Below are 21,315 nucleotides of genomic sequence, written 5' to 3' on the forward strand. Positions count from 1 at the left end.
CGACAGCATGATCGTCGCCGGTAGGGTGGTGCGGTAATTCCTTGCGGAAAGTCCCTTGTGGCTAGGGACAGTTCACCGCACACCCCATACAACAGCGAAGCGACTCATACCTGTGAACGAGAAAGAGCGAGCCCCCATCGAGGACACGCACTTCGGCGCGGTCACCGTCCGCCAGGACGGCCAGGACCGCATCGAGGTCGACGGCGAGGCGATCCCCCGCGTGACCCTGGAGCGGGATCCGGCGGCGGAGACCGATCCGCACATCGCCATCGGCACCCGCGACCCGGCGCACCTCACGATGCGGGTCGACGGCGTGGAAGTCGGGCTGCTCCCCGCGAAGGGCCGGTTCAGCAGGCACTCGTACCGCGTGGACGTGGAGTACGACGGGGCGGCCTACCGCTTCGTCCCGGACTCCATCCCCGGCAGCCGGCTGACCCGCGACGGCCGGCACCTGGGCGACTTCTCATCAGACGGTGACGAGACGGTCCTGGCGGAGTGGCGGGAGGACGGCGAGATCCGGCCGGCCGACGCCGCGATCGGATACGCCCTGGCCTCGGCCTTCGGCACGGGCGCCCAGCCGATGTGGATGATGATCGTCGACGGCGTGAGCAACGCGATCCCCTAGGCCGTCTCCTTCGCCCATTCCTCCGGCTCTTCCGGACCCCTTCGTCGGAGTCCCGCCACCACCTCCGGGAGGGTCACCCGCGTTCGAAGCAGTGCGTGTGGCCGATGACGGCGAAGCCGCGGCGCTCGTACCAGTGGCGCGGCCAGTCCAGGGCATCGGCGGTCAGGAATCGGAAGTCGCAGTCGTGGGCGGCGGCCAGGCTCAGGGCGCGGGCCAGGACGGCGTCGGCGTGGCCGCGGCCGAGGTGGGCCTCCGAGGTGATCAGGTCCTCGATCTGGGCCGTGCGCGTGGCCCGGTCCACGTAGAGATCGGCCCAGGAGGCGACCTCCCCCGCCTCCGTACGGGCACCGATGAACCGAACGACGTCCGCGCCGCGCCGGCGGGCCTCGCGGCGGTCGACGAGCTGGCGCAGGACCTCGTCGTCGGCGTCCGGGAGGAAGCCCCGCCAGCGCCGGGTCAGCGGAGCGCGCAGCGCGTCGAGGTCCACCTCCTGCGCCGGTCCGCCGTCCGGCACCGGGCCCGTGTGCAGCATGACCAGATAGGCGGAGTGGGTGTATCCGGCCCGGACCATCGGCTCCGCGCACGCCGTGCCGGCCTCGTCGTCGAGTACGGAGACCAGCCGGTGCTGCAGGTGCCCGAGGGCCTCCTCCGCGATGCCCGGCAGCGCCTCGGGATCGACGGCCGCATCGATGACGACCTGGTTGTTCGAATGGGACTGCGCGAACGTGTCGTCGTAGACGGCGAACCCTCCGGGAAGGGCCGTGGTGCGCTCGGCCTGGCGGCGGGCGAAGTCCGAAAGGAAGGCACGGACGCGCTGGAGTTCTGGTCTCGGCATGGGGTGAGCCTACGCAGCCGGGGGCCTGGGACGCCTTCGAATACCCGGCGGGATCCGTCACAGGCGGAGGATGACCAGCGCCGTGTCGTCGGTCATGCCCACCGCGGGGATGAGCTCGGCCAGCAGGGCGTCGGCCAGGTCGTCGGGGGTGGCGGTGCGGTGTCGTACGAGGGCGTCGGCGAGCCGGCCCAGGCCGACGTCGATGTCCTCGCGGCGGCGTTCGATGAGCCCGTCGGTGTAGAGGACGAGGGTGGAGCCCTCGGTGAAGACCAGCCGGTCCTCGGGACGGCGGGTGTGCTCGGGCCGGGCGCCGAGCGGGGGGTCGGTGGCCCGGTCGAGGAGGACGACGGTGCCGTCGGGGTGGCAGAGCAGGGGCGGCGGGTGGCCGGCGCTGCTGTAGGTGAGGGTGCTGCTGTGCCAGTCGATGAAGACGGACACGGCGGTGGTGGACTCCGCGCCGTCGACGGAGCGGGCGTACAGGCCGAGGACCTCCAGGGCCTGGCCCGGGCCCTCGGCGACCCGGGAGGCCGCCGACAGGGCGCTGCGGAGCTGGCCCATGACGCCGGCCGCGTGCAGACCGTGGCCGACCACGTCGCCGACGGCGACCGCGGTGCGGCCGGGCTGGTCGACGAGGTCGTACCAGTCGCCGCACACGTTCAGGGCCGCTGTGGCGGGCCGGTAGCGCACGGCGGCCTGGTGGTGGCCGAGGGGGGTCGGCGCGGGCAGCAGGGACTCCTGGAGGTGGACGGCCACGTCGCGCTCGTGGGCGTGGGAACGGCGCAGGCGCTCGTTGACCTCCTGGAGCTCCCGGGCGCGGGTGTAGATCTCGGCTTCCAGCACCTGGGCGTGGTCCTTGCCGCGGGAGGAACGGGCCCGGATGAGTTCGGTGACCTCCTCCACGCGGTGCAGCAGCAGCGCCACGGTGCCGTCGGGGGCGAGGACGGGGACGTTGACGGGGCTCCAGTAGCGCTCGTGCCACACCCCGGACCCGTGCGGGTATTCCACGTCGTAGCGCTGGACGGCCATGCTGTCGCGCTCCCCGGTGGCCGCGACCCGTTCCAGGGAGGCGCGCAGATTGCGCATCCCGCTGGCCCCGTCGTCGGTGGGGTTGTCGGGGAAGACGTCGAACAGGTACCGGCCGATGAGCTGCTCACGGGTGCGGCCGGAGGTCGAGAGGAACGACTCGTTGACGTCCATGTACACCAGATCAGGGGTGAGCAGCGCGACCGCGCCCGGCAGGGCTCGGAAGACCGCTTGATAGTCGATCCCGGATCCGTCCACGTCCACCTGTTCGCGCGCCACCGCCCGGTCATGGGCTCACTCCCACGATAGGCACGAGCCCCGGTGCGGGCTCGTCACCGGCTCCCGCATTGAGCCGTTCGGCTCAATGCGGGAGCCGTGCGCGAGGGCTCAGGGGGCGATCGGCAGCTTTCGCTTGTGCTCGGTGAGGCGGTAGCGGCCGACGATCGCCGCGAAGGCGGCCCCCTCGACGGGCTTGCCCTCCAGCAGGTCGTCGATGTCGTCGTACGTGACGCCGAGCGCGTCCTCGTCGGGCTTGCCCGGGTCGAGCGTCTCCAGGTCCGCGGTCGGGGTCTTGTGCACCAGCCCGGCGGGCGCGCCCAGCTCCTGCGCGAGGGCGCGCACCCGGCGCTTGGTGAGGCCGGTGAGCGGGACGACGTCGGCGGCGCCGTCGCCGAACTTGGTGAAGAAGCCGGAGACGGCCTCGGCGGCGTGGTCGGTGCCGACGACCAGGCCGTCGTGCGCGCCCGCCACCGTGTACTGGGCGATCATGCGCTGCCGGGCCTTGATGTTGCCGTGCACGAAGTCCTGGTGGTGCGCGTCGCGGAAGGCCGTGCCGCCGGCCAGCGCCGCGTCCAGGGCGGCGTCGCTCGCGGCCTTCACGTCCACGGTCAGGACCCGGTCGGCCCGGATGAACTCCAGCGCCAGCTGTGCGTCCTTCTCGTCTGCCTGGGTCCCGTACGGCAGGCGCATCGCGAAGAACGTCGCGTCGTGCCCGGCGGCGCGTACGCGCTCGACGGCGAGCTGGCACAGCCGGCCCGCGGTCGTGGAGTCCACACCGCCGCTGATGCCGAGGACCAGGGCACGCAGGCCCGTGGAGGTCAGCCGCTCGGCGAGGAAGGCCACTCGGCGCTCGATCTCCTGCCGTACGTCGAAGGACGCGCTCACCTGGAGATCGCGGGCGATCTCCTGCTGCAGGGATATGGACGCCAGGTCGGTCACGGTTGCTCCTCGGTCGGGCCCGTGCGCGGGTCGGCACGCGCCGCCCGGCCGGGTCACAGTCACGTGTACGGGACGGAAGCACTCTAGAGGAAGGGCGGGAGGCCGTGACCCGGCACCCTGGGCCCGGGGTCGCCGGCCGGGCCGGGAGGTGTCCGTGGGCCGTGCGACGATGCGAAGCATGATCGTCTCGCTCGCTGCCCTGTTGCCCGCATCCCGTCCGCACGCATCGACGACGTACGCCGACTGGGTCGCCGCCCACGACCCGGGCGCGGCCCAGGCCGCGCGCGGCCTGAACGACGAGATGCGCACGGAGCTCGGCCGGTCCCAGGGCAAGCCCGGCAGGTTCGTCGACACGATGACGGCGCGGGCGCGACGGCTGCCGCCCGCGCACCTGCCGTGGTTCTGGGACACGGTGGGCCATCGGCTGATCGGTTACGGGAGCCGGCCGGGCGGGCGGGCCTACGCAGCGGCACGCGCGGCCGAGGCCGAGCACGGGCTGCCGGTGGATCCCGCCTACCGCCGGGCCAACGCGCTGCTGTTCGCCGCGGGCGGGGCCATGCCGGCCAAGGAGCTCGGGGCGCATCAGCGTTTCCTCGCCGGCACACTGGATCCGGCGGCGGCGCACACCGCCCTGGAGGCGTTCCTGACCGCGTGGGCGGGCTCGAAGGCGGATCTGCCGGCGGACCTGGTGCGCCGGGTACGGGCTTCCGCCAAGGCGGCCGGGCACGGGGACGCCGAGGCCGCGCGGATGGTGGGCGCACTCCTGTCGGTCACCCGCGGCAAGTCGGTGCCGGAGGCGCTGCTGACCGCCGCGGAGCCCGTCCTGACGGCCCATCCGCCGGCGGATGCCGTCCTGGCCGGGCTGGTGGAGGTCTTTCCGGCCGGGGTCACCGACGGCGGGGCCTGGCTGCGGCTGCTGATCGGCTGCGGCGCCACGGAGGCGATGGAGGCCGGGCGGCTGGTGCCGGAGGGCGGGCTGCCGCACTGGGTCGGGCACTTCGTCCGCATGTACCAGTACGCCCTGCAGTCCGGCGGCGGGGTTTCCCGGCAGCCGTTGCCGGGGGAATTCCTCGACCTGATCGGCCGGCTGGGGCCGCGGCTGCGGACGGCGGGCACGCCGGTGGCGGTGCACACCACCCGGTACCACTACCAGGGCTTCGACGCGGACGTGCTCGACGCCTGCCTGGCGTCCGGGGCCGCGGTGGTCGATCCGGGCGCGGAGGTCCGGATGCGCTTCTGGGGCGAGCGGTCCCGGCGGGACCTTGTCGCGCTGGCCGCGGACCCGGTGTTCGGCCCCCGGCTGGAGGGGACGGTCCATGCCGGTCTGCTCCCCGACCACTGGAACGCGCGCGGGCGTCGCGCCGGGTCCGCGGTGACGCTGCTGCCGGGCAACGAGGGCATCGCCCAGGAGGTGGCCGGGCGGGTCGGCAAGCTGGTCGGCGCGGTGGGGGGCGGCGGCATGGCGGGGGCCGAGGAGGCCCTGGCCGAGCTGGAGACGCTGCTGGACAGGCCGACGGTGAAGGCCCTCGGCGGGATCGTCGACGCCCTCGCCGGTGCGGGCGCGGCGGGCGCGCTGCGGCGTTCGCTGGCGGCCGGTCTGCCGGAGGAACTGGCCTGGCCGGCCCTGGAGTCGGTGTACGCGGGGTTCGCGGAGAGCGCCGAGAGCGCCGAGCCCACAGGGCCCGCCGGGTCCGCGGCCGACGGTGCCGACGGGGCGGATGCGGCGCCGGTCGCGGTGCGCCCTCCGCTGCCGGGCGTGGCCGGAGTGACCTGCACCTGGCCGGTGCTGACGGTGTTCGGGCGCGACCGGGCCGTCGCCGTCGCCCCCGACGGGGAACGGGGCTCCTGCCGGTTCACCGTGCCCGAGGACGCGACCCTGTTCGCCGTGCACTACGTGGGCGGCTCCTTCCTGGTGAGCTGGACCCTCAAGCCGAACCCGTACTACTGCGACACCGCCGTCTGGGCCGACCGTCCCGAGGAGCCGTTCGCGCCGCCGGAGGTGGGTGGTCTGGTGCCGTTCGGCGGCAGCCTGGACGGGGCGTACGGCTTCCAGTTCGAGACGGCCGACGGAAGCGGGCGCCACAGCGGCCTGCGCGTGCTGCGCCCGGGCGACACCGAGGGCATCGACAGCAAGGAACTGCTGCTCGGCGACGGCTCGCGGATCTGGATCAACCAGATCTACGGGCGGAAGCCGTGGGAGGTGGTCGACCCGGTCACCGGGGAGCCGCAGGGAGCCATGGCGCTGCCGGACTTCCCCGGCCGCGCCCCGGGCGCCGATGCGGGCGCGGATTCGGGCGCCGGTGCGGGCGCGGATCCGTCCGAGGCGGGGATGAGCCTGGCCTCGGAGGCACTGCAGCTGGCGCCGCTGCCCGCCGGGCTGTCCGACTCCCCGCTGGGCTGCCGGGACGGGCTGGTCGGGACCCGGGTGCTGTTCCGCACCCGGCACCGCGACCACGCGCCCGACCACTACCTGGTGGAGAGCGTGGACGGGCGAACGGCCCGCTTCGACATCGACCGGCAGGGCCAGGAGCCGTGGGGGCTCATGGCCGCGCCGGAGGGCGCCGTGGAGGACGTGATCCTGGCCGAGGCGCAGACCCCGACGGGCGTGCGCGCGTACGCCGCCGACGGTGTCCTGCTGTGGGAGCTGGAAGGGCACCACTCCCCCAAGCACCCGCGGGTGCGGCCGGCCCGGAAGGCGACCGTTTCGGGGGGCGTGGCTCTGCCGCCCGCCTTCTGGTACCTGCTGCGCACGCGTGACGCGGCCGGGTCCCGGGCACTGCGGGGCGTGGGACGGCAGTCGGCGGACGCGCTGCTCTCGGCCGCCCTCGACGGTGAGGAGGCGCTGCGCGCCGCCGTGGCCCGGGAGTTGCCGGAGGTCACCGACCCGGTACTGGTCGAGGCCGTCGTGGCGGTCGCCGGACGGGCGGCCCGGGTGGAGGAGCGGCGGCGGACCCTGCACCGGCGCGTGTCGCTGATCGCCGCGGCCCCGTCGGTCCTGCTGCGCCGGTCCGCGCGGGACACCGAGCTGCTGCCCGCGCTGTTCGGGCTGGTCGCGGACGACGGGGGCGACACGCGTCGGCGGACCAAGGACGTGGCCCTGCCGGCGACGCTCGGCGCGCTGGCCGCGGACGGCGCCTGCCTGGCCGGGACGATCGTGGAGGAGGTGCGGCGGTTTTCGCCGCCTGCGCCGCCGCGGGACTGGTCGCAGCTGCTGGGCTCGGTCGACGCCGTGGCGTGGCGGGCGGCGGTGGCACCGACCCCGGACGCGGACCGGGCGGCTCTGCTCGCGCTCCTCGACGCGTGGGCGGACCAGCCGTTCGCCCGCACGGGCAGCCGGTGGTGGGTGGGCCGGACGTCCGACTCCGCGGCCCTGGACGGGCTGCGGGCGGGCGGGACCGCCGTGGCGTCCGCAGCGGTGCGGGCCGGGAGTTCGGAGTGCTGGTTCGTGGTGCCGGCCGCCGGGGACCCGGACGGTGACCCCGTACCGGCGGCCCTCGGCCAGGCGCGTCCGGTCCGGGTGGAACGGGACGACGCCGCCCGGCTCCGGGCCCTGGTGACGGCGGTCGAGACGCACGGGCCGGTCCCGGTGCCGGAGTCGGCGGCCGCGCGCTTCGCGGAACTGACCGGTGTCCGGCGGGCCGTTGCCCGGCTCGTGGTGGCCGGCCTGGTCGGACGGCCCCGGCACGACGAGGACCTCGACCTGGCGCGCAAGGCCCCGTACGGCGCGACGGCGATGACCGCGGAGGCGTACGGGGAACTGCGCGCGCGGCTCGGAGGCGCCGGGCAGCGGGCCGTACTGGCCGCAGCCCTCCCCGAGGACCCGGCCGAACTGTGGCGGCCCGGCGGGGTCGAGGCGGCCGTGGAGCGGATGGCCGGGGTGTGGCGGGAGCTGCTCGGTGCGCTGCCCGCGGTGCACGACGAGGCGGCGGACGCCCTGGAGGCCGATCTGGGGCTCGGGGAGGTCTGGGCCCGGCGGCTGGCGGCCGGCTACGGGGCGGCCGCCGATCCGACCGTGGAGGCGGCCGGCTGGGAGCTGGCGGCGACCCCGTACGGCATCGGGGTGGAGGTCCGGCCCGTGCCCCCGGCCGGGCCCGAACTGCCTTACCGCACACCGGTGGGCCTCGATCTCCAGGGGATCGCGAGCGCGCTGGTGTGGGCCTGGACGGACCGGCCCGTCGGGGATCCCGCGGTGGCGGGCGCGCCGGACGTGTACGAGCGGCTGCGGGCCGAGCTGACGCGTCCGGAGCTGCTGCTGGCGCTGCCCGGCGGGCGGGTGCAGGACACCTCGGCGCGGATCGCCGAACGGTTCGGGCCCGGGCTGCTGCCGGTGGCGATGGACAGCCGCAAGGAGGACGGTCCGGTCCCGGTGACCGCGTACGACTGTGGGCCGCTGGTGGTGTGCGCGCCCGGCGGCGCCTCGTTCGTGCGGCCCTCGGCGGTCGCGGATCCCGACGTCTGGCAGCGGGTCCGCGAGGTCACGGACCTCGCCGAGGAGTTGGACCGGGTGGAACCACTGCTGGCCGGTGGCGGGCTGGAACGGATGATGCTCCGGACCCGGTCCGGAGCGGTGCCGGCCGGTGCGTACGAGGCGGATCCGCGGCAGTCCTGCCCGGAGCTGGTCGCGCGGGCGGCGGCAGAACTCGGCGTCGGCGCGGACGCGGCGGCGCTGTACCTCCAGGTGGCGGCCCTGGCCTCCCCCACCGACCGGAACGTACGGCGGTGGAACGGCTGGTCGGCCAAGTGGCACAAGGAGGTCCGCGCGGAACTCCTCGCCACCGGCGCGGTCGTGGAGGCCAAACGGGCAAGGGCGGGCCGGACCGTGTTCCTGCCCGGGGAATGGACCGAACTGAAGGCCCCGAACCTGCCGCTGGAGACGGCCAAGCTGGCGAGTCACCTGGTGCGCCCGCTGTGGAGCAACTCGGTCCGCTCCCCCTTCGGCCGGGTGCTGCCGACGGCTCCCCTGCACGAGATGTTCGCGCAGGCGTGGGAGCGGAGGCCTGACGGTCGCTGAAAGCGTGCCGGGCAGATGATCCAAAATGGGGTGCGGGCGGCCTCGGCTGTTGAAAGGCTGCCCGGATGAACCGCGAAAAGATATCCGGCATCGCTCACACGGACCACCCGATAAAGGCCCCGCTCGACGACGAATCGGTACGCCGGCTGCTCGCCCATGGCGTTCCGCGCGGCGATGAGCGGGTGCTCGACCTGGGGTGCGGCACCGCGGAATGGCTGCTGCGCGCCCTGGCCGCGCATCCGGGGCTGCACGCCGAGGGTGTCGACACTTCGGACGAGGCCATCGAGCAGGCCGGCCGGTCGGCGGGCCTGCTCGGCCTCCGGGAGCGGCTCGTGCTCCACCACGGGAAGGCGGAGGACTTCGTCTCCGACCGGCCGTTCGACCTGGTGGTCAGTGTCGGGGCGACCCACGCCTTCGGCGGTCTGCTCCCGACCCTCGCGGCGGCCCGGGAGCACCTGGCTCCAGGTGGCCGCGTGCTGATCGGTGACGGGTTCTGGGACCGCACGCCGTCCCCGGAGGCCGTCGAGATCTTCGGCGAGATGGACGACCTCGCGACGGCCGTGGACCGGATCGTCGCCGACGGCTGGGCTCCGGTGCACGCACATGTGAGCACGCGCCATGAGCTGGACGACTACGAGTGGACCCTCTGGGGTTCGCTGGCCTCATGGGCTCTCGACCACCCTGCCGATCCGGACAGCGCCGAGGCACTCGAGACGGCCACCGCCCGGCGCAAGGAATGGCTGCACACCTACCGGGACAGCTTCGGATTCGTCTCCCTCGTCCTGCGCCCGACCTCCGGCTAGGGACAGCTGCCCGGCACGCTCTGGCCGCCGCACTTGCGGCGCTCGCGGCTCTTGCAGCGCTTGCGGCGGCCGGGTCTCCGCCCGCAACCGGACCGTGCGTGGTCTGCTGACCAGCCGCCTCGGCCCGGTTCTCGGGTTCATCTCACGGGCCTCGCGCCGATCTGGGCGAGAACCGCGGCGGCGCCGTCCTCGGCGGCGATGGTCCGGGCGAGTTCCGCCGCTCGGCGGCGGTGGGCGGGCTCGGTCACGCAGGCCGTGATCGCATCCCCCAGGACTTCGGCGGTGAGGTCCTCGAACGGCAGCGCCGAGGGGGCAACTCCCAGCCGGTGCAGCCGGGATGCCCAGAACGGCTGGTCGTACATGACGGGTATCGGCAGGGCGGGTACTCCGGCGCGCAGTCCGGCCGCGGTGGTACCGGCCCCCGCGTGGTGGACGACGGCGGCCGTGCGGGGGAACAGCCAGTCGTGCGGGACGTCGCCGACGGACAGGACGTCGTCGCCACCGCCGCTCAGTCCGGCCCACCCCGCCTGCACCACCGCGCGCACTCGCGCCCGCCCCACTGCTGCGGCCACCAGTTCGCTGAGCCGTTCCCCCTGGCCCGGTGCCATGCTGCCGAAGCCGATGTAGACCGGGGCCGGGCCGGCTTCGAGGAAGTCGACCAGTTCGGGTGCGGGGCGCCAGCCGTCGGGCCGGGCGGGCCACCAGTAGCCCGCCACCTCGACCTGGGAGGGCCAGTCCGCAGGGCGCGGTACCACCGCCGGGCTGAAGCCGTGGAGGACCGGCCGGATGTCCCCCGTTGCCGACGGCGCGCCGGAAGGCAGCCCGAGGCGGGTACGCAGCCGGGTCACGGCGTCGGCGAAGAGGCCTTCCGCGCGCGTCGCCACAGTGTGGCCAGCGGCGAGGTTGCCCTCCGGCCCCAGATCGTCGACGCCCGGCGCACCGGGGAGCGGGAACTGCCGTGTGGCGAAGGCCGGTACGAGATAGGTGCCGATGACGGGTACGCCGAACGCCTCGCCGGCCGTCCGGCTGAGGGGTGCCGGGCCGGCGGCGGTGAGCACCAGGTCGCATCCGGCCTCCACGGCGGTGACCACGCCGTCGGCGAGTCCGTCCACGTACGCCCTGGTCAGCGCCCGGGCCTCCGCCCGCGACGCCGCGCGGGACCACGCGAGGATCAGCTCCTGCGGGTCGCCCGGCAAGGGCCGGTGGGCGAGCCCGCACCCGCTGACGAGCGCCGCCAGCAACGGGTGTGCGGCCACGGCGACTTGATGGCCGGCGTCCTGGAGTCGCCGCCCCAGGCCCGTGAACGGCGCCACGTCTCCTCGCGAACCGGCAGTGACGATCAGAATCCGCATGCGGCGATTCTCCATGGCCCGTGCCGTCCGGTCGCCCCCCGTCCGCGCCGTCCGCGCCGGGTCGAGCACTCCCGATTGTCACATCCGGCGGGCCGGTTCGGTCCCTGCGTTCGCGGAAGCGCTCGTGAACGACTCCGCCACCACCCCCTCGGCCCGCCCGGGGGTGGTGGCGGCAGGCGGAGGAACCCGTCTGTGCGGGGCCGTCTACGCGAGCCCGTCGGCGACCAGGCCGGCGAGAACCGCCTGGCCCAGGGTCTGCACGGCGGAGTGCGGGCGGACCATCACGGTGAACTCCTTGATCCGGCCCGCCTCGTCGAAATGCAGCAGGTCGATGCCGTGGATCTCCCGGCCGTCCACCGTGGCCCGGAAGAGCAGGACCTCCGCCGGGGCATCCGTGCCGTCCACGCTGGTCTCGGCGGATCCCTCGAAGCGGCCTACGTAGCGGAAGTCCTCGAAGACGCGCAGCAGGACCCCGAAGAGCCCGAGCACCATGGGGCGGCCCTCGAAGGGGGTGAACTTCACCGGGCTGTAGAGCCGCACGTCCTCGGTGAACAGATCCTCCAGTGCGGCAAGATCCCGCTTCTCCACGGCGGCGCGGAAGCGTTCGGCAGTCTCCATGAATCCTCCTCGTACTCGTACTCGTACTGCTATCGATACTCATGAATCTGACTAGTCACTTTCATGAGTATGATGCAGGGGTTGACGAGGAAGGGGAAGGGGCGGCTGCGATGACCTTGCGACATGCCGTACTGGCGGCACTGCTGGACGGCGAGTACAGCGGCTACGAGCTGGCGAAGTCCTTCGACATCGGCGTCGCGAACTTCTGGCACGCCCTGCCCCAGCAGCTGTACGCGGAGCTCGCCAAGCTGGAGAAGGCGGGACTGGTCGAGGGCCGCGAGGTGGTCCAGGAGACGCGGCCCAACAAACGCCTCTTCCGTGTCACCGAGGCCGGCCGCACCGAGCTGGAGGAGTTCGCCGCCGCCCCGCTGAAGTCCTCGGTCATCCGTGACGACCTCCTCGTCAAGGTCCAGACCGCCGACCGGATCGGCATCGAGCCGGTGATCGAGCAGCTCGAAGCACGGGCGGTCGCCTCCGACGCAAAGATCGAGCTCCTCGGCAAGGTGCTGCGCAAGATGCGCGGCGACATGGACGAGAACGAGTTCCTGCTCCACGGCGAGCGGATCGGCGGGTACCTGACGGGCCTGCGCGGCCTCGCCTTCGAACAGGGACACCGCGACTGGTGCCGCCGGAGCGCGGCGATCCTGAGGGAGAGGCTGACCCGTGCCGAACGGTGAGTACCTGCGCTACGTAGCCCTGGGCGACAGTCAGACCGAAGGTCTCGGTGACGGGGACGACACCGTGGGCCTGCGCGGCTTCGCCGACCGGTTCGCCGAACACCTCGCCGCCGTCAACCCCGGTCTCCAGTACGCCAACCTGGCCGTACGGGGACGTCTCGCCGGGCAGGTCCGCGCCGAACAGCTGGGCCCCGCCCTGGCCATGCGGCCCGACCTGGCCACCGTCGTCGCCGGGGTCAACGACATCCTGCGGCCCCGGTTCGACGCCGCGGAGGTCGCCGCGCACCTGGAGGAGATGTTCACGGCGCTCACGGCCGCCGGGGCCCGGGTGGCGACCGTGACCTTCCCGGACCTCGGGCAGCTCGTACCGCTCGCCCGGCCGGTCTCGCCCCGCATCGCGGACCTCAACGACCGCATCCGCGCGGCGGCCGCCCGCCACGGGGTCATGGTCGCCGAGACGGCACGCCCTGCCGCCGTGACCGACCCGCGGATGTGGACCGACGACCGGCTGCACGCGAGCTCCGTCGGCCACGAACGGATCGCCGCCGCTCTCGCCCACGCCGTCGGCCTGCCGGGCAGCGACGACACCTGGACGCGGCCACTGCCGCCCCGGGCGGCCGGCGAAGGCGCGTCGTCCGTGGCGGCCGAACTGCGCTGGGCGGCCGGGTTCCTCGGCCCCTGGCTGGGCCGCCGCCTGCGCGGCCGCTCCTCCGGCGACGGCCGCACCGCGAAGCGGCCCGCCCTGCTGCCGCTGGGCACCACCGTCGACCAGTGAGCCGCTGACCAACGAGCATGCACAGCGGTTGCGTTACTGCAGGTCGAGACGGTCCGCGAGGCCCGGCTCGGTAGCATGCGACGCATGGGCATCAAACTTGAGAACGTCGGCATCGCCGTTCGCGACCTCGAAGCAGCGATCTCCTTCTTCACCGACCTCGGCCTCACGGTCATCGGCCGTGACACGGTCAGCGGTGAGTGGACCGACACCGCAGTCGGCCTCGACGGAAATCACGCCAGGATCGCGATGCTCCAGACGCCGGACGGACAGGGCCGCCTTGAGCTCTTCGAGTACATCCACCCCGAAGCGATCGAGTCGGAGCCCACTCGCCCCAACGAGATCGGCATGCACCGCGTGGCCTTCTCGGTGGACGACCTCGACAAAGCCCTCGAGGCAGCCGCACAGCACGGATGCCGCCCGCTTCGCGGCGTGGCGACCTATGAGGACGTCTACAAGCTCACGTACCTCCGCGGGCCCAGCGGCATCCTCGTGATGCTCGCCGAGGAGCTCAAGAAGAACTGACGCCGGCCGGTGCCGTTCTCTGAGCTCGCTCGGCTGAACAATCACATTGACCGGCGTGAGCGGGACGGAGATCGTGAGCCCATGACGGACAGCACCTGGCTCAACCGCGATCGCCAGCTCATCCCCGGCAAGGAGCTCTTTCGCAGCCGGCGCAGGTTCCACCTCTTGGCCTACACGGCGAGCCACGGCCAGCTCCTGATGCGGAGCGTCGGCGAGCCCGACACACCCGGCGAGCCCGGGACGACGATCGACCTGCTGTTCAAACCCGCCGCCGTGGTGAAGATCCGTGCCTACTACCGCGGCTTGGCGATCAGATGCGCGACCGCGGCCGAGAGCGCGCAGGTCGAGGCCGACCACGCCAGCGTGCCCTTCGGCCGGGACGACCGCGTCTTCATTCTGGAGAGCCAGGGTGAGTCCGACTACGTGGTCGCCATGGCCGTCGGCTGGACCGAAGGGGTCCTCGGCCGCACGCAGCAGAGCTTCTTCCACAACTTCCACCCCACCAGGCCGATCGTCTGGCCCAGCCGGCCTCTCCCCGGTGTCGACGCCGGCCTCGACATCGCCTCGGCCCAGGAACTCGTCGACGCACTGTGTGCCGAAGAGAACGCCACGATCCGACGAGAGCGCCACCGCCACGTCCACGTCGTCATGACGCGGATCATCCGCCCCGAGGGACTCGACGTCACCGGAGCGGGCGTCTTCCTCACCAGGGCGGACGCCGAGGAGGCTCGAGCCGTGATCGCCGCGACATCACTCGACTGCTGGATCGAGGAACTACCGATCGCGATCTGACGCCAGGCTCGGCCGGACGCGAGGCGTTCCTCGAGGACGCCCCCTAGTGCTCTGACCGCAAAGGTTCACCGGGTCCCTGCATCTGGCTCTGTAGCATCAGAGAGCGCTGGTGGTCGCCCATGTACGGAAGATCGCAAGAGCCTCGCTAAGGTTCCCGGGGCCGCACGCGGCGTGGAAAGTCTTCTCAGCGGTCCAGGCCCAGACCCAATCCTGGGCGTTGCGATTGACGTCCTGGCGGGGGTACTCGCGTCCCTCGAGGTCCGTCTCCTCTAGATCGATTTCGACGGTCCAGCCGGGGTTGTCGAGCGTGGCGATCTTCACGCCCCACTCGTGCTCCCAGTCGCCGTCGCACTGCTTCGCGTACCAGTCCTGTAGCCAGGCAAGAAGATGCTGCTCCGAATCACTCATGACAGGAGAGGCTAGTGCTGGGACCGTCTGGCGCGCTGGGCTGGGTGGTCAGGCTGCTGTTCGTAGCGGTCGGCCGCCCCAGCGGATGCCTTTCTCACTGCGGATGCGGGCGCGTTCGCGTCGTTGTGCTGCGAGAACTTCGGGGTGGCGGGCGTTCTTGTTGCGCCAGCGCAGGTAGGCGTGCAGGGCCCGGGGCTGGGCGGTGTGGTTGGGGTGGTGGGAGTTGGCGAGGGCGAACTGTCGCAGCGGTCCGAAGTGGGCTTCGATGGGGTTGGCCCAAGAGGCGTAAGTCGGGGTGAAGCACAACTCGACCTTGTTCTTGGCCGCTCACCGCTTCCGCCAGTTCGTGTGGGCGGAAAGGTTGTCGAGGATCACGTAGACCGGGGCGCCGTCCGGGCGGGCTGCCCGGATCGATCTCATCGCTGCCCAGGTGTGGTCGATGCCCTTGCGGCGCCGGTTGATCCCCCACATCTGGTCGTCACCGACCGAGTAGCAGCCGTGGAAGTAGGTGATTCCGTGGGTGCGACGGTAGGTGGCCGGCAGCCGGTCGGGACGATTTTCTTCGGCCCAGCAGGACCCGGCTGTCGGCCGGATGCCCAGCGGGCCGAACTCGTCGAAGGCGAACGTGCGGTCGGGTCGCTTATTGATCGCGTACTCGATTCGGTCCAGCTTGGCGTCGAAGTCCGGGTCCGGGGACTCCTTCCAGGTCTTCGTGCGCTGGAAGGTAATGCCTCGGCGGGCCAGTAAGCACCGCAGTGCCTCCCGACCGATCCGGACGGGCCTGGCTATGTCGCGCCGCAGGTGATCGGCGAGCTTGCGGATGGACCAGCGGGTGAAGGGCTTGCCGACCTGGGTCGGGCGGGCCGTGGCCGTCTGGATGACGAAGTCCTCGTCGTCAGGACTGAGCAGGCGGGGACGGCCTCCCGCCCCGCGAGGGTGCAGGCATGCGAGCCCGATCTCGTTGAACTTGTGGATCACGTCGCGGACGGTGTCCTCGTCCGCCTGGACCAGACGTGCGATGACCGGGACGGTGCTGCCGCCGGCCGAGGCCAGCAGCATCATCGCCCGGCGGAACCGAACCGAGCTGGTACTGCCCCGCCGCACGATCTGCTGCAGTTTCTGCCCCTCCTGCTCGGTCAGCCTGCGAACCCGGACCGGTTGCGCCATCCCGCCTCCCCACGCTGGTTGGAAGCGATCACTTCCAACCAGCACAACGAGCAACCCGGCGAACGTTCACGGTCACAGCACTAGATGTCCAGGTCAAGGGTGGTCAGTTCGCGCAGCGCCGAGACGGGCAGGAGCAGTGATCCGTTCGTGTCGCTGGATCGGTATGCGACCATGCCGACCAGCGAGCCGGCACTGGAGAAGACGGGCGCTCCGGCCAGCCCGTCGATCGTGTCTCCCGACACGCGCAGCCAGATCCCCGAGCGCCCCTTGAGCTCGAGAAGGCAGGAGAAGTACCCGGTCCCGGCGCGCGTGCGCGCGCCCACCACGAGCCGGGTGCCTGGCATGACGCGTGCGTCGCAGGTCAAGGGCCGATCGGGAACGGGAACCGGCTCGCTCAGACGGAGAACCATCAGGGTCACCGTGGTGTCGGAGGACCCGGCCACCGGCAGCTCTTCCACCAGCGTGCCCCGGACCGACTTCTCACCGACGCCGACCGTCACCGGTGAGTCCCGGGCCGGAGGCTGCCAGTCGAAGGTGACCACCGTGTCCGCGTCGACGAGCAGGCCGTTACGGACGTCTCGATCGGGGATCTGCAGCCATACGGTCATCGAGGACACGAACTCTTCGTCCACCTGCCAGCTGTCGCTGACCACGTTGACGCCTCCGTTGACATGCCCGAAGTGGAACGTCGGGGAGCTGCGACGACCGGATGTGTCCCGAACGTCCAGGCCGCCGTCGATGTGTTCCCGTGTGGCCGGCAGCAGAGGGGCGCCGTTCAGCACGGCGGTCCTCTCGGTTTCGACGAGCTCCCGCTCGAGGCGTTCGCAGCGCTCCTCCGCCTCGCGGTGCAGGGCTCGTACGCGGGCCAGCTCATCCTTCAGGTCGCGGATCTCCGCGCGCAGCCGGACGTGCTCGTTCGCCGGCTCGCCGTCGGCGTCGACGGCCTCCGTCGCGGCTGCCCCGGCCTGAAGCTCTCGGTAGCGCAGGCCAAGGTCCCGAATGCGCTGTTCGCGGTCTTCGAGGGTGTCCTGCAGCCAGCGTTCCCGGGCGGCCGCACGCTGGGCCTCCCGGTCCGCGTCGGCGAGCTTCCGCTCGAGCAGGTGGACCCGGTGGACCGGGCTGTTGCCCGTCTGCCAGGCCGCGGTATGCAGCGTGCGCAGCATGTCGACGGCCTCTCCGGTGGGTGTGGCACCGCGCGCCTCGGAGACGTCGTTCAGCAGGTTCAGGACGAACTCCCACCGCGGAAGGCGCTGCCCGCTGAGGTATCGGGAGACGGTGGAGGAGTCGTACGAACGGCGGGCCGCGTAGCGGCGGGTCGTGAGGTTCAGGCCCGCGAAGAGGTCGCGCAGCGCCTGCGCGAGGGCGGCCGTCTCAGGGGGCAGTCCGTCGTGAACCGGTTGCAGTTCGCCGGCCATGGTCCGCGCCTCGCTTCCGTGTCCAGTGCGTGCTGCCGGTTCCCCGGCAGCAGTGCTGCACCTGCCGCAGCACCTCGGGGCACAGCCAGTGTGTCCTGAGAACCTCTCCACCACTGCCCTGACCGGAAACCGGGAGACCACAATGAGGCAGCGCACCAGCCGAGTTCAGGACCTCGTCATCTTTCTCGCCGTGCTGGGTACCGCAACGGTGCTCATTCTGCGCGGGGTGGCGCCGGAGTCGCTGGCGACCATCGCCGTCGCGGTCTCCGGCCTCTACGCCGCCTGGCGCGGCACCGGCACCGGCACCGGCGGTGAACCACCGCAGCCGCCCTCCACCCGCTGAGCTGCCGGAACACGATGCCGTTGATCGGCCGACGGTGGTGGCCCGCACGGTTGCGTTCACCGTTTGCGCGGCCACCATCCGGTCCTCCGGCGGGAGCCGCGCGGGCCGCGGTCCGGCCGCAGGGACGGTGCCAGGGCGAAGGCCACGGTGATGTGCGCGCCTCCCCGCGGGCCGTGGGCGATGCGCATCGTTCCGCCGGTGACGGCCGCGGCCCTGCGGGCGATGTCGAGGCCGAGCCCCGAGGAGCCGGTGCTGCTCCCGCGGGAGAGGGCCCGGTCCGGTTCCGGAATGCCCGGGCCGGAGTCCTCCACGACCAGCTCCACGGCCTGGGCGGTGCGCACGACGCTGACGCCGAACGCGGTGCCGGGCGGGGTGTGGCTGAAGACGTTGCCGATGAGCGCGTCCACCACCGCGGCGATGTCGTCGTCGCTGAGGCTGACGGCCGTCGGCTCCTGGGTGATGTCGAGCGTGCAGGACCTGCTCTGCTGCTCCGCCAGGATCGCCCAGAAGGCCGTCCGCCGCCGGACGACATCGGCGGTCTCGCAGCGGGGACCGGCGGTCTGCCCGGTCACGGCCGCCTGCTGGACCGTACTCGTTTCCGCACTGCGCATGCCGTGGCCCATGGGGCCCACGGCGAGCGGTGTCCGGGCCGCGGTGATGATGGCCTGGAGCTCCGTCTCCAGCGCGTGCACCGCCGCCTCGACCCTGGCCGATTCCGGCGTACCGGCCATCCGCTCCGATGCCAGGTGCAGGGCGGTCAGCGGCGTGCGCAGCCGGTGGGAGAGGTCGGCGACCAGTTCGCGCTCGATGGCGAGCAGTTCCGTCATCCGGTGGGCCATGGCGTTGAAGGCGTCGCCGGCGTCGCGCAGTTCCTTGGGGCCCATGGGCTCCACCCGGGTGTCCAGATTGCCCTGCCCGAGGGTGTGCGAGGCCTGGGCGAGCTTCTTGGAGGACCGGACGACCTTCGCGCCGAGCCGGTCGGCGACCAGGACGGAGCCGCCGACGAGGCCGACCGCGAGCAGGAGCATCATCGCCCAGGAGGACTTGACCCCACGGGTCAGGTCCTCGTCGGGGACGAAGTTCTCGATGACGGCGACCCGGTCGCCGCGGAGCACCACCGGCTGCAGGCAGATCCATCCGCCGGGAATCGCCTGGGATATGGACTCGCGTCCCTGCTGGGCCCGTTCGAGCAGTTTCGCGGGCGCCTGGGAGTCGCCGAGGGGCTGGGCGTCCGGCAGGTGGACGACCAGGTGCTCGGTCGCGTCCAGGCCGGCGGCGGACTCCCGTAGCGCCGACGGGTCCGTGGTGAGGGTGAGGACGGGCGCGAGGGCTGCGGCGCGCTGTTCGGCCGCGGTGACGCTCTGCTCCTTGACCAGCGACATCACCAGTGCGCCCAGGGGTATGAGGAAGGAGAGGGCGACCATGGACGTCACCGCGAGCGCCACTCCGGCCAGTGAGCGTCTCACCGCGGGGCCACCAGCTTGATGCCGACTCCGCGGACCGTCAGCAGGTAGCGCGGGGCGGCGGCGCGTTCGCCGAGCTTGCGGCGCAGCGAGGACAGGTGCACGTCGACGGTCTGGTCGTCCACGTACGGCTCGCGCCAGACCTCGGTGAGCAGCCGGCGCTTGGAGACGACCTGGCCGGTGTGGTGGGCCAGGAAGGCCAGCAGGTCGAACTCCCGCCGGGTGAGGTGGAGCTCCCGGCCGGCCAGGTACGCGGTGCGCGCGCCCGGGTCGACCGCCAGCTCGCCCACGGTGGTGGCGCGCAGCGGTTCGGCGGCCGGTGCGGGCCGCGCGCCCTGGACGGTGTGCGCGGCGCCGCCCGGCGCAACGTGGCTGGTGCGCCGCAGGACGGCGGACAGGCGGGCGATGAGCTGTCCCCCGGAGAAGGGCTTGACCAGGTAGTCGTCGGCGCCCGCGTTGAGGAGCTTGATGATTTCGGCCTCGTCGTCACGGGCGGTGGCCACCAGGACCGGAACGGAGGATATGCCCCGGATCATGCGCAGTGCGTCTCCCCCGTCCAGATCGGGCAGCCCCAGGTCGAGGACCACCGCGTCGACGGGCGTCTGGGTGACCTCCCGCAGGGCGCCGAACCCGTCGCCCACGCTGCGTACGGCATACCCGTGCTCCGCCAGGACCTCGATGAGTGACTGACGGATGCTGGGGTCGTCTTCCACGACGAGAACGCTGGGCATGGGCACACCTTAGGGGTCGGTCCGGACGCGCCTGTCTAGGGGGCGGCGGCGAAGGACGGGCCGTCGTCGGTGAGGCGCAGGCGTACGGGGCGGTCGGCTACCGGAATGGTGCAGCCCTGCTCGGTGCTGCAGCTGGCGTACCCGAGGATCACCGTCGCTTCTCCGTTGCCGTCGGCGCGGACGGGCAGGGTGGTGGTGACGGGGCCGTCCGGGTAGACGGGCACCGGGGCGTCGACACCGGGCACGGTGATGGTCCGTACGTCGGCGGCGGCCGTCAGCTTCCCGTCCGCCGTGAGGACGCCGCTGACGTCCATCGCGGTCGGCCGTCCCACGCCTTCTATGCCGGTGAGCGGAAGGTCGGTGCTGTAGAGGTGGAAGCCCTTCTCCTCGGGGGTGAAGACGGCTGTCAGCGTGCCCTTCGGGGCGTGCCAGTCGGACACCGAGAGAGTGACGGTGACTCCGTTCTCGGTGAAGCTCGTCGTGGGCGGCGGGGCGGTGGCGGCGCTCCCGGCGGACTGCTCGCCGCATGCCGTGAGCGCGGCCAGGGTGAGGAGGGCGACCGCCGTCCGGGTCCTGCGGGAAAGTCCGATGCGCATGGAAACGTTCATCTGTGCCTCTGTGCCTCTTGTGTCAGGAAATCGAAGGGTCGTGCTTCTCGGGCTTCGGGGCGGGTCCGAGCGGGTCCCGGCGGGACCCGGCGGATCCGGCCCCGGACCCGCTCACACGGCCGGGGTGAAGTCCGCGCTCCACAACTGCAGCCGGTACACCAGGTCGTTCCACACGCCGCTGGCCAGCAGTACGCCGACGAGCACGAGCATGCCGCCGCCGATCCGCAGGACCCACGGGTAGTGGCGTTTGACCAGGCCGAAGGCGCTCAGGGCGCGCCGGAAGGCGAGCGCGGCAAGGACGAACGGCAGTCCCAGGCCGAGGCAGTACGCCGCCATCAGCATGGCCCCGCGCAGCGCGCTGGCCTCGCTCCACGCCAGCGCCTGTACGGCGGCCAGCGTCGGGCCGATGCACGGGGTCCAGCCGACCGCGAACACCGCCCCCAGTACGGGGGCTCCGGCCAGGCCGAGGGCGGGGCGCCGGTGGCTGCGGAACTCCCGTTGCGCGAATCCCGGCAGGAACCCCATGAAGGACAGCCCCATCAGCACGGTGAAGACACCGAGCACCTGGGTGATCACCTCCTGGTGGGCCAGCAGGGTCCGGCCGAAGTACCCGAACAGGGCGCCCCCGGAGACGAGGACGGCCGTGAAGCCGAGGACGAACAGCAGCGCGCCGGCCGCCATCCGGCTGCGGCGCCCGCCGCGGGCCTCGGCCAGGTCGGAGACCGACAGGCTGGTCACGTAGCTGAGGTAGCCGGGCACCAGCGGGAGTACGCACGGCGAGAGGAAGGAGACGAGGCCCGCGAGGAACGCCACCGGAGCGGCGATGAGCAGGGCCCCGTGGAGGAGGGACGGGTTGTCCGCGGCGGCGAGCGTCAGACCCGCCGCGCCCAGGCCCGTACCCATGCCGCCGCCCATGCCCGTGCTCAGGC

General features: G+C 72.5%; 19 protein-coding genes and 1 pseudogene. 8 read left to right on the forward strand and 12 right to left on the reverse strand.

The window, feature by feature from the left end:
- The first annotated feature begins 112 nt into the window (after nucleotides 1–112).
- Nucleotides 113–625, forward strand: a complete 513-nt coding sequence (locus OG444_RS02700; RefSeq protein ID WP_327260539.1) for a hypothetical protein — start codon at nucleotides 113–115, stop codon at nucleotides 623–625.
- A 73-nt stretch (nucleotides 626–698) separates the two neighbouring features.
- Here OG444_RS02700 and OG444_RS02705 read toward each other — a convergent pair whose 3' ends face one another.
- The 3 genes from OG444_RS02705 to nadE form a co-directional block, all read right to left on the reverse strand.
- Nucleotides 699–1,460: a GNAT family N-acetyltransferase gene (locus OG444_RS02705; protein ID WP_327260540.1), complete on the reverse strand. Its 762-nt coding sequence runs from the start codon at nucleotides 1,458–1,460 to the stop codon at nucleotides 699–701.
- A 57-nt stretch (nucleotides 1,461–1,517) separates the two neighbouring features.
- Entirely contained in the window at nucleotides 1,518–2,762 is a 1,245-nt protein-coding gene (locus OG444_RS02710; RefSeq protein ID WP_405787012.1) for a PP2C family protein-serine/threonine phosphatase, read from the reverse strand.
- 108 nt (nucleotides 2,763–2,870) lie between these two features.
- Nucleotides 2,871–3,701, reverse strand: a complete 831-nt coding sequence (gene nadE / locus OG444_RS02715) for an ammonia-dependent NAD(+) synthetase (RefSeq protein ID WP_327260541.1) — start codon at nucleotides 3,699–3,701, stop codon at nucleotides 2,871–2,873.
- A 178-nt stretch (nucleotides 3,702–3,879) separates the two neighbouring features.
- Between nadE and OG444_RS02720 the strand changes: the two genes are divergently transcribed.
- Complete coding sequence (locus OG444_RS02720) at nucleotides 3,880–8,712, forward strand: hypothetical protein (RefSeq protein WP_327260542.1); 4,833 nt, start codon at nucleotides 3,880–3,882, stop codon at nucleotides 8,710–8,712.
- A gap of 65 nt (nucleotides 8,713–8,777) precedes the next feature.
- Nucleotides 8,778–9,515 (forward strand): SAM-dependent methyltransferase, encoded by a 738-nt coding sequence (locus OG444_RS02725; protein ID WP_327260543.1) that lies wholly within the window; start codon nucleotides 8,778–8,780, stop codon nucleotides 9,513–9,515.
- A 137-nt stretch (nucleotides 9,516–9,652) separates the two neighbouring features.
- Here OG444_RS02725 and OG444_RS02730 read toward each other — a convergent pair whose 3' ends face one another.
- Nucleotides 9,653–10,867: a glycosyltransferase gene (locus tag OG444_RS02730; RefSeq protein WP_327260544.1), complete on the reverse strand. Its 1,215-nt coding sequence runs from the start codon at nucleotides 10,865–10,867 to the stop codon at nucleotides 9,653–9,655.
- A gap of 204 nt (nucleotides 10,868–11,071) precedes the next feature.
- Entirely contained in the window at nucleotides 11,072–11,485 is a 414-nt protein-coding gene (locus OG444_RS02735; protein WP_327260545.1) for a nuclear transport factor 2 family protein, read from the reverse strand.
- Between the two features lie 110 nt (nucleotides 11,486–11,595).
- Here OG444_RS02735 and OG444_RS02740 point away from each other — a divergent pair, with 110 nt between their 5' ends.
- The 4 genes from OG444_RS02740 (at nucleotide 11,596) to OG444_RS02755 (ending at nucleotide 14,251) form a co-directional block, all read left to right on the forward strand.
- Nucleotides 11,596–12,162 (forward strand): PadR family transcriptional regulator, encoded by a 567-nt coding sequence (locus tag OG444_RS02740; RefSeq protein WP_327260546.1) that lies wholly within the window; start codon nucleotides 11,596–11,598, stop codon nucleotides 12,160–12,162.
- Nucleotides 12,149–12,937 (forward strand): SGNH/GDSL hydrolase family protein, encoded by a 789-nt coding sequence (locus OG444_RS02745; protein ID WP_327260547.1) that lies wholly within the window; start codon nucleotides 12,149–12,151, stop codon nucleotides 12,935–12,937. The genes OG444_RS02740 and OG444_RS02745 overlap by 14 nt, the downstream gene beginning before the upstream one ends.
- 84 nt (nucleotides 12,938–13,021) lie before the next feature.
- On the forward strand, nucleotides 13,022–13,459 hold the full coding sequence (locus OG444_RS02750) for a VOC family protein (RefSeq protein ID WP_327260548.1): 438 nt from the start codon (nucleotides 13,022–13,024) through the stop codon (nucleotides 13,457–13,459).
- An 81-nt stretch (nucleotides 13,460–13,540) separates the two neighbouring features.
- Nucleotides 13,541–14,251 (forward strand): hypothetical protein, encoded by a 711-nt coding sequence (locus OG444_RS02755; protein ID WP_327260549.1) that lies wholly within the window; start codon nucleotides 13,541–13,543, stop codon nucleotides 14,249–14,251.
- A 96-nt stretch (nucleotides 14,252–14,347) separates the two neighbouring features.
- On the opposite strand, the gene OG444_RS02760 is transcribed toward OG444_RS02755, so the two are convergent.
- From OG444_RS02760 to OG444_RS02770, 3 genes and pseudogenes are all read right to left on the reverse strand, one after another.
- Nucleotides 14,348–14,659, reverse strand: a complete 312-nt coding sequence (locus OG444_RS02760; protein ID WP_099888100.1) for an immunity 53 family protein — start codon at nucleotides 14,657–14,659, stop codon at nucleotides 14,348–14,350.
- 48 nt (nucleotides 14,660–14,707) lie between these two features.
- Nucleotides 14,708–15,826 (reverse strand): annotated as a pseudogene (locus OG444_RS02765) (IS630 family transposase).
- A gap of 80 nt (nucleotides 15,827–15,906) precedes the next feature.
- Nucleotides 15,907–17,241 (reverse strand): hypothetical protein, encoded by a 1,335-nt coding sequence (locus OG444_RS02770; RefSeq protein WP_327260550.1) that lies wholly within the window; start codon nucleotides 17,239–17,241, stop codon nucleotides 15,907–15,909.
- 142 nt (nucleotides 17,242–17,383) lie between these two features.
- Here OG444_RS02770 and OG444_RS02775 point away from each other — a divergent pair, with 142 nt between their 5' ends.
- Nucleotides 17,384–17,584: a hypothetical protein gene (locus OG444_RS02775; protein ID WP_327260551.1), complete on the forward strand. Its 201-nt coding sequence runs from the start codon at nucleotides 17,384–17,386 to the stop codon at nucleotides 17,582–17,584.
- A gap of 56 nt (nucleotides 17,585–17,640) precedes the next feature.
- Here OG444_RS02775 and OG444_RS02780 read toward each other — a convergent pair whose 3' ends face one another.
- From OG444_RS02780 to OG444_RS02795, 4 genes are all read right to left on the reverse strand, one after another.
- The gene (locus OG444_RS02780; protein WP_327260552.1) at nucleotides 17,641–19,050 is read right to left on the reverse strand and encodes a HAMP domain-containing sensor histidine kinase; all 1,410 of its coding nucleotides are present in this window, start codon (nucleotides 19,048–19,050) and stop codon (nucleotides 17,641–17,643) included.
- Nucleotides 19,047–19,778, reverse strand: a complete 732-nt coding sequence (locus tag OG444_RS02785; RefSeq protein WP_327260553.1) for a response regulator transcription factor — start codon at nucleotides 19,776–19,778, stop codon at nucleotides 19,047–19,049. The genes OG444_RS02780 and OG444_RS02785 overlap by 4 nt, the downstream gene beginning before the upstream one ends.
- 35 nt (nucleotides 19,779–19,813) lie before the next feature.
- A complete protein-coding gene (locus OG444_RS02790; protein ID WP_327260554.1) occupies nucleotides 19,814–20,374 on the reverse strand; it encodes a hypothetical protein in 561 nt (186 codons plus the stop codon).
- Nucleotides 20,375–20,497: 123 nt separating this feature from the next.
- On the reverse strand, nucleotides 20,498–21,289 hold the full coding sequence (locus OG444_RS02795) for a cytochrome c biogenesis CcdA family protein (protein WP_327266637.1): 792 nt from the start codon (nucleotides 21,287–21,289) through the stop codon (nucleotides 20,498–20,500).
- Between the last annotated feature and the right edge of the window lie 26 nt (nucleotides 21,290–21,315).

Source organism: Streptomyces sp. NBC_01232 (assembly GCF_035989885.1).
Classification (GTDB): domain Bacteria; phylum Actinomycetota; class Actinomycetes; order Streptomycetales; family Streptomycetaceae; genus Streptomyces.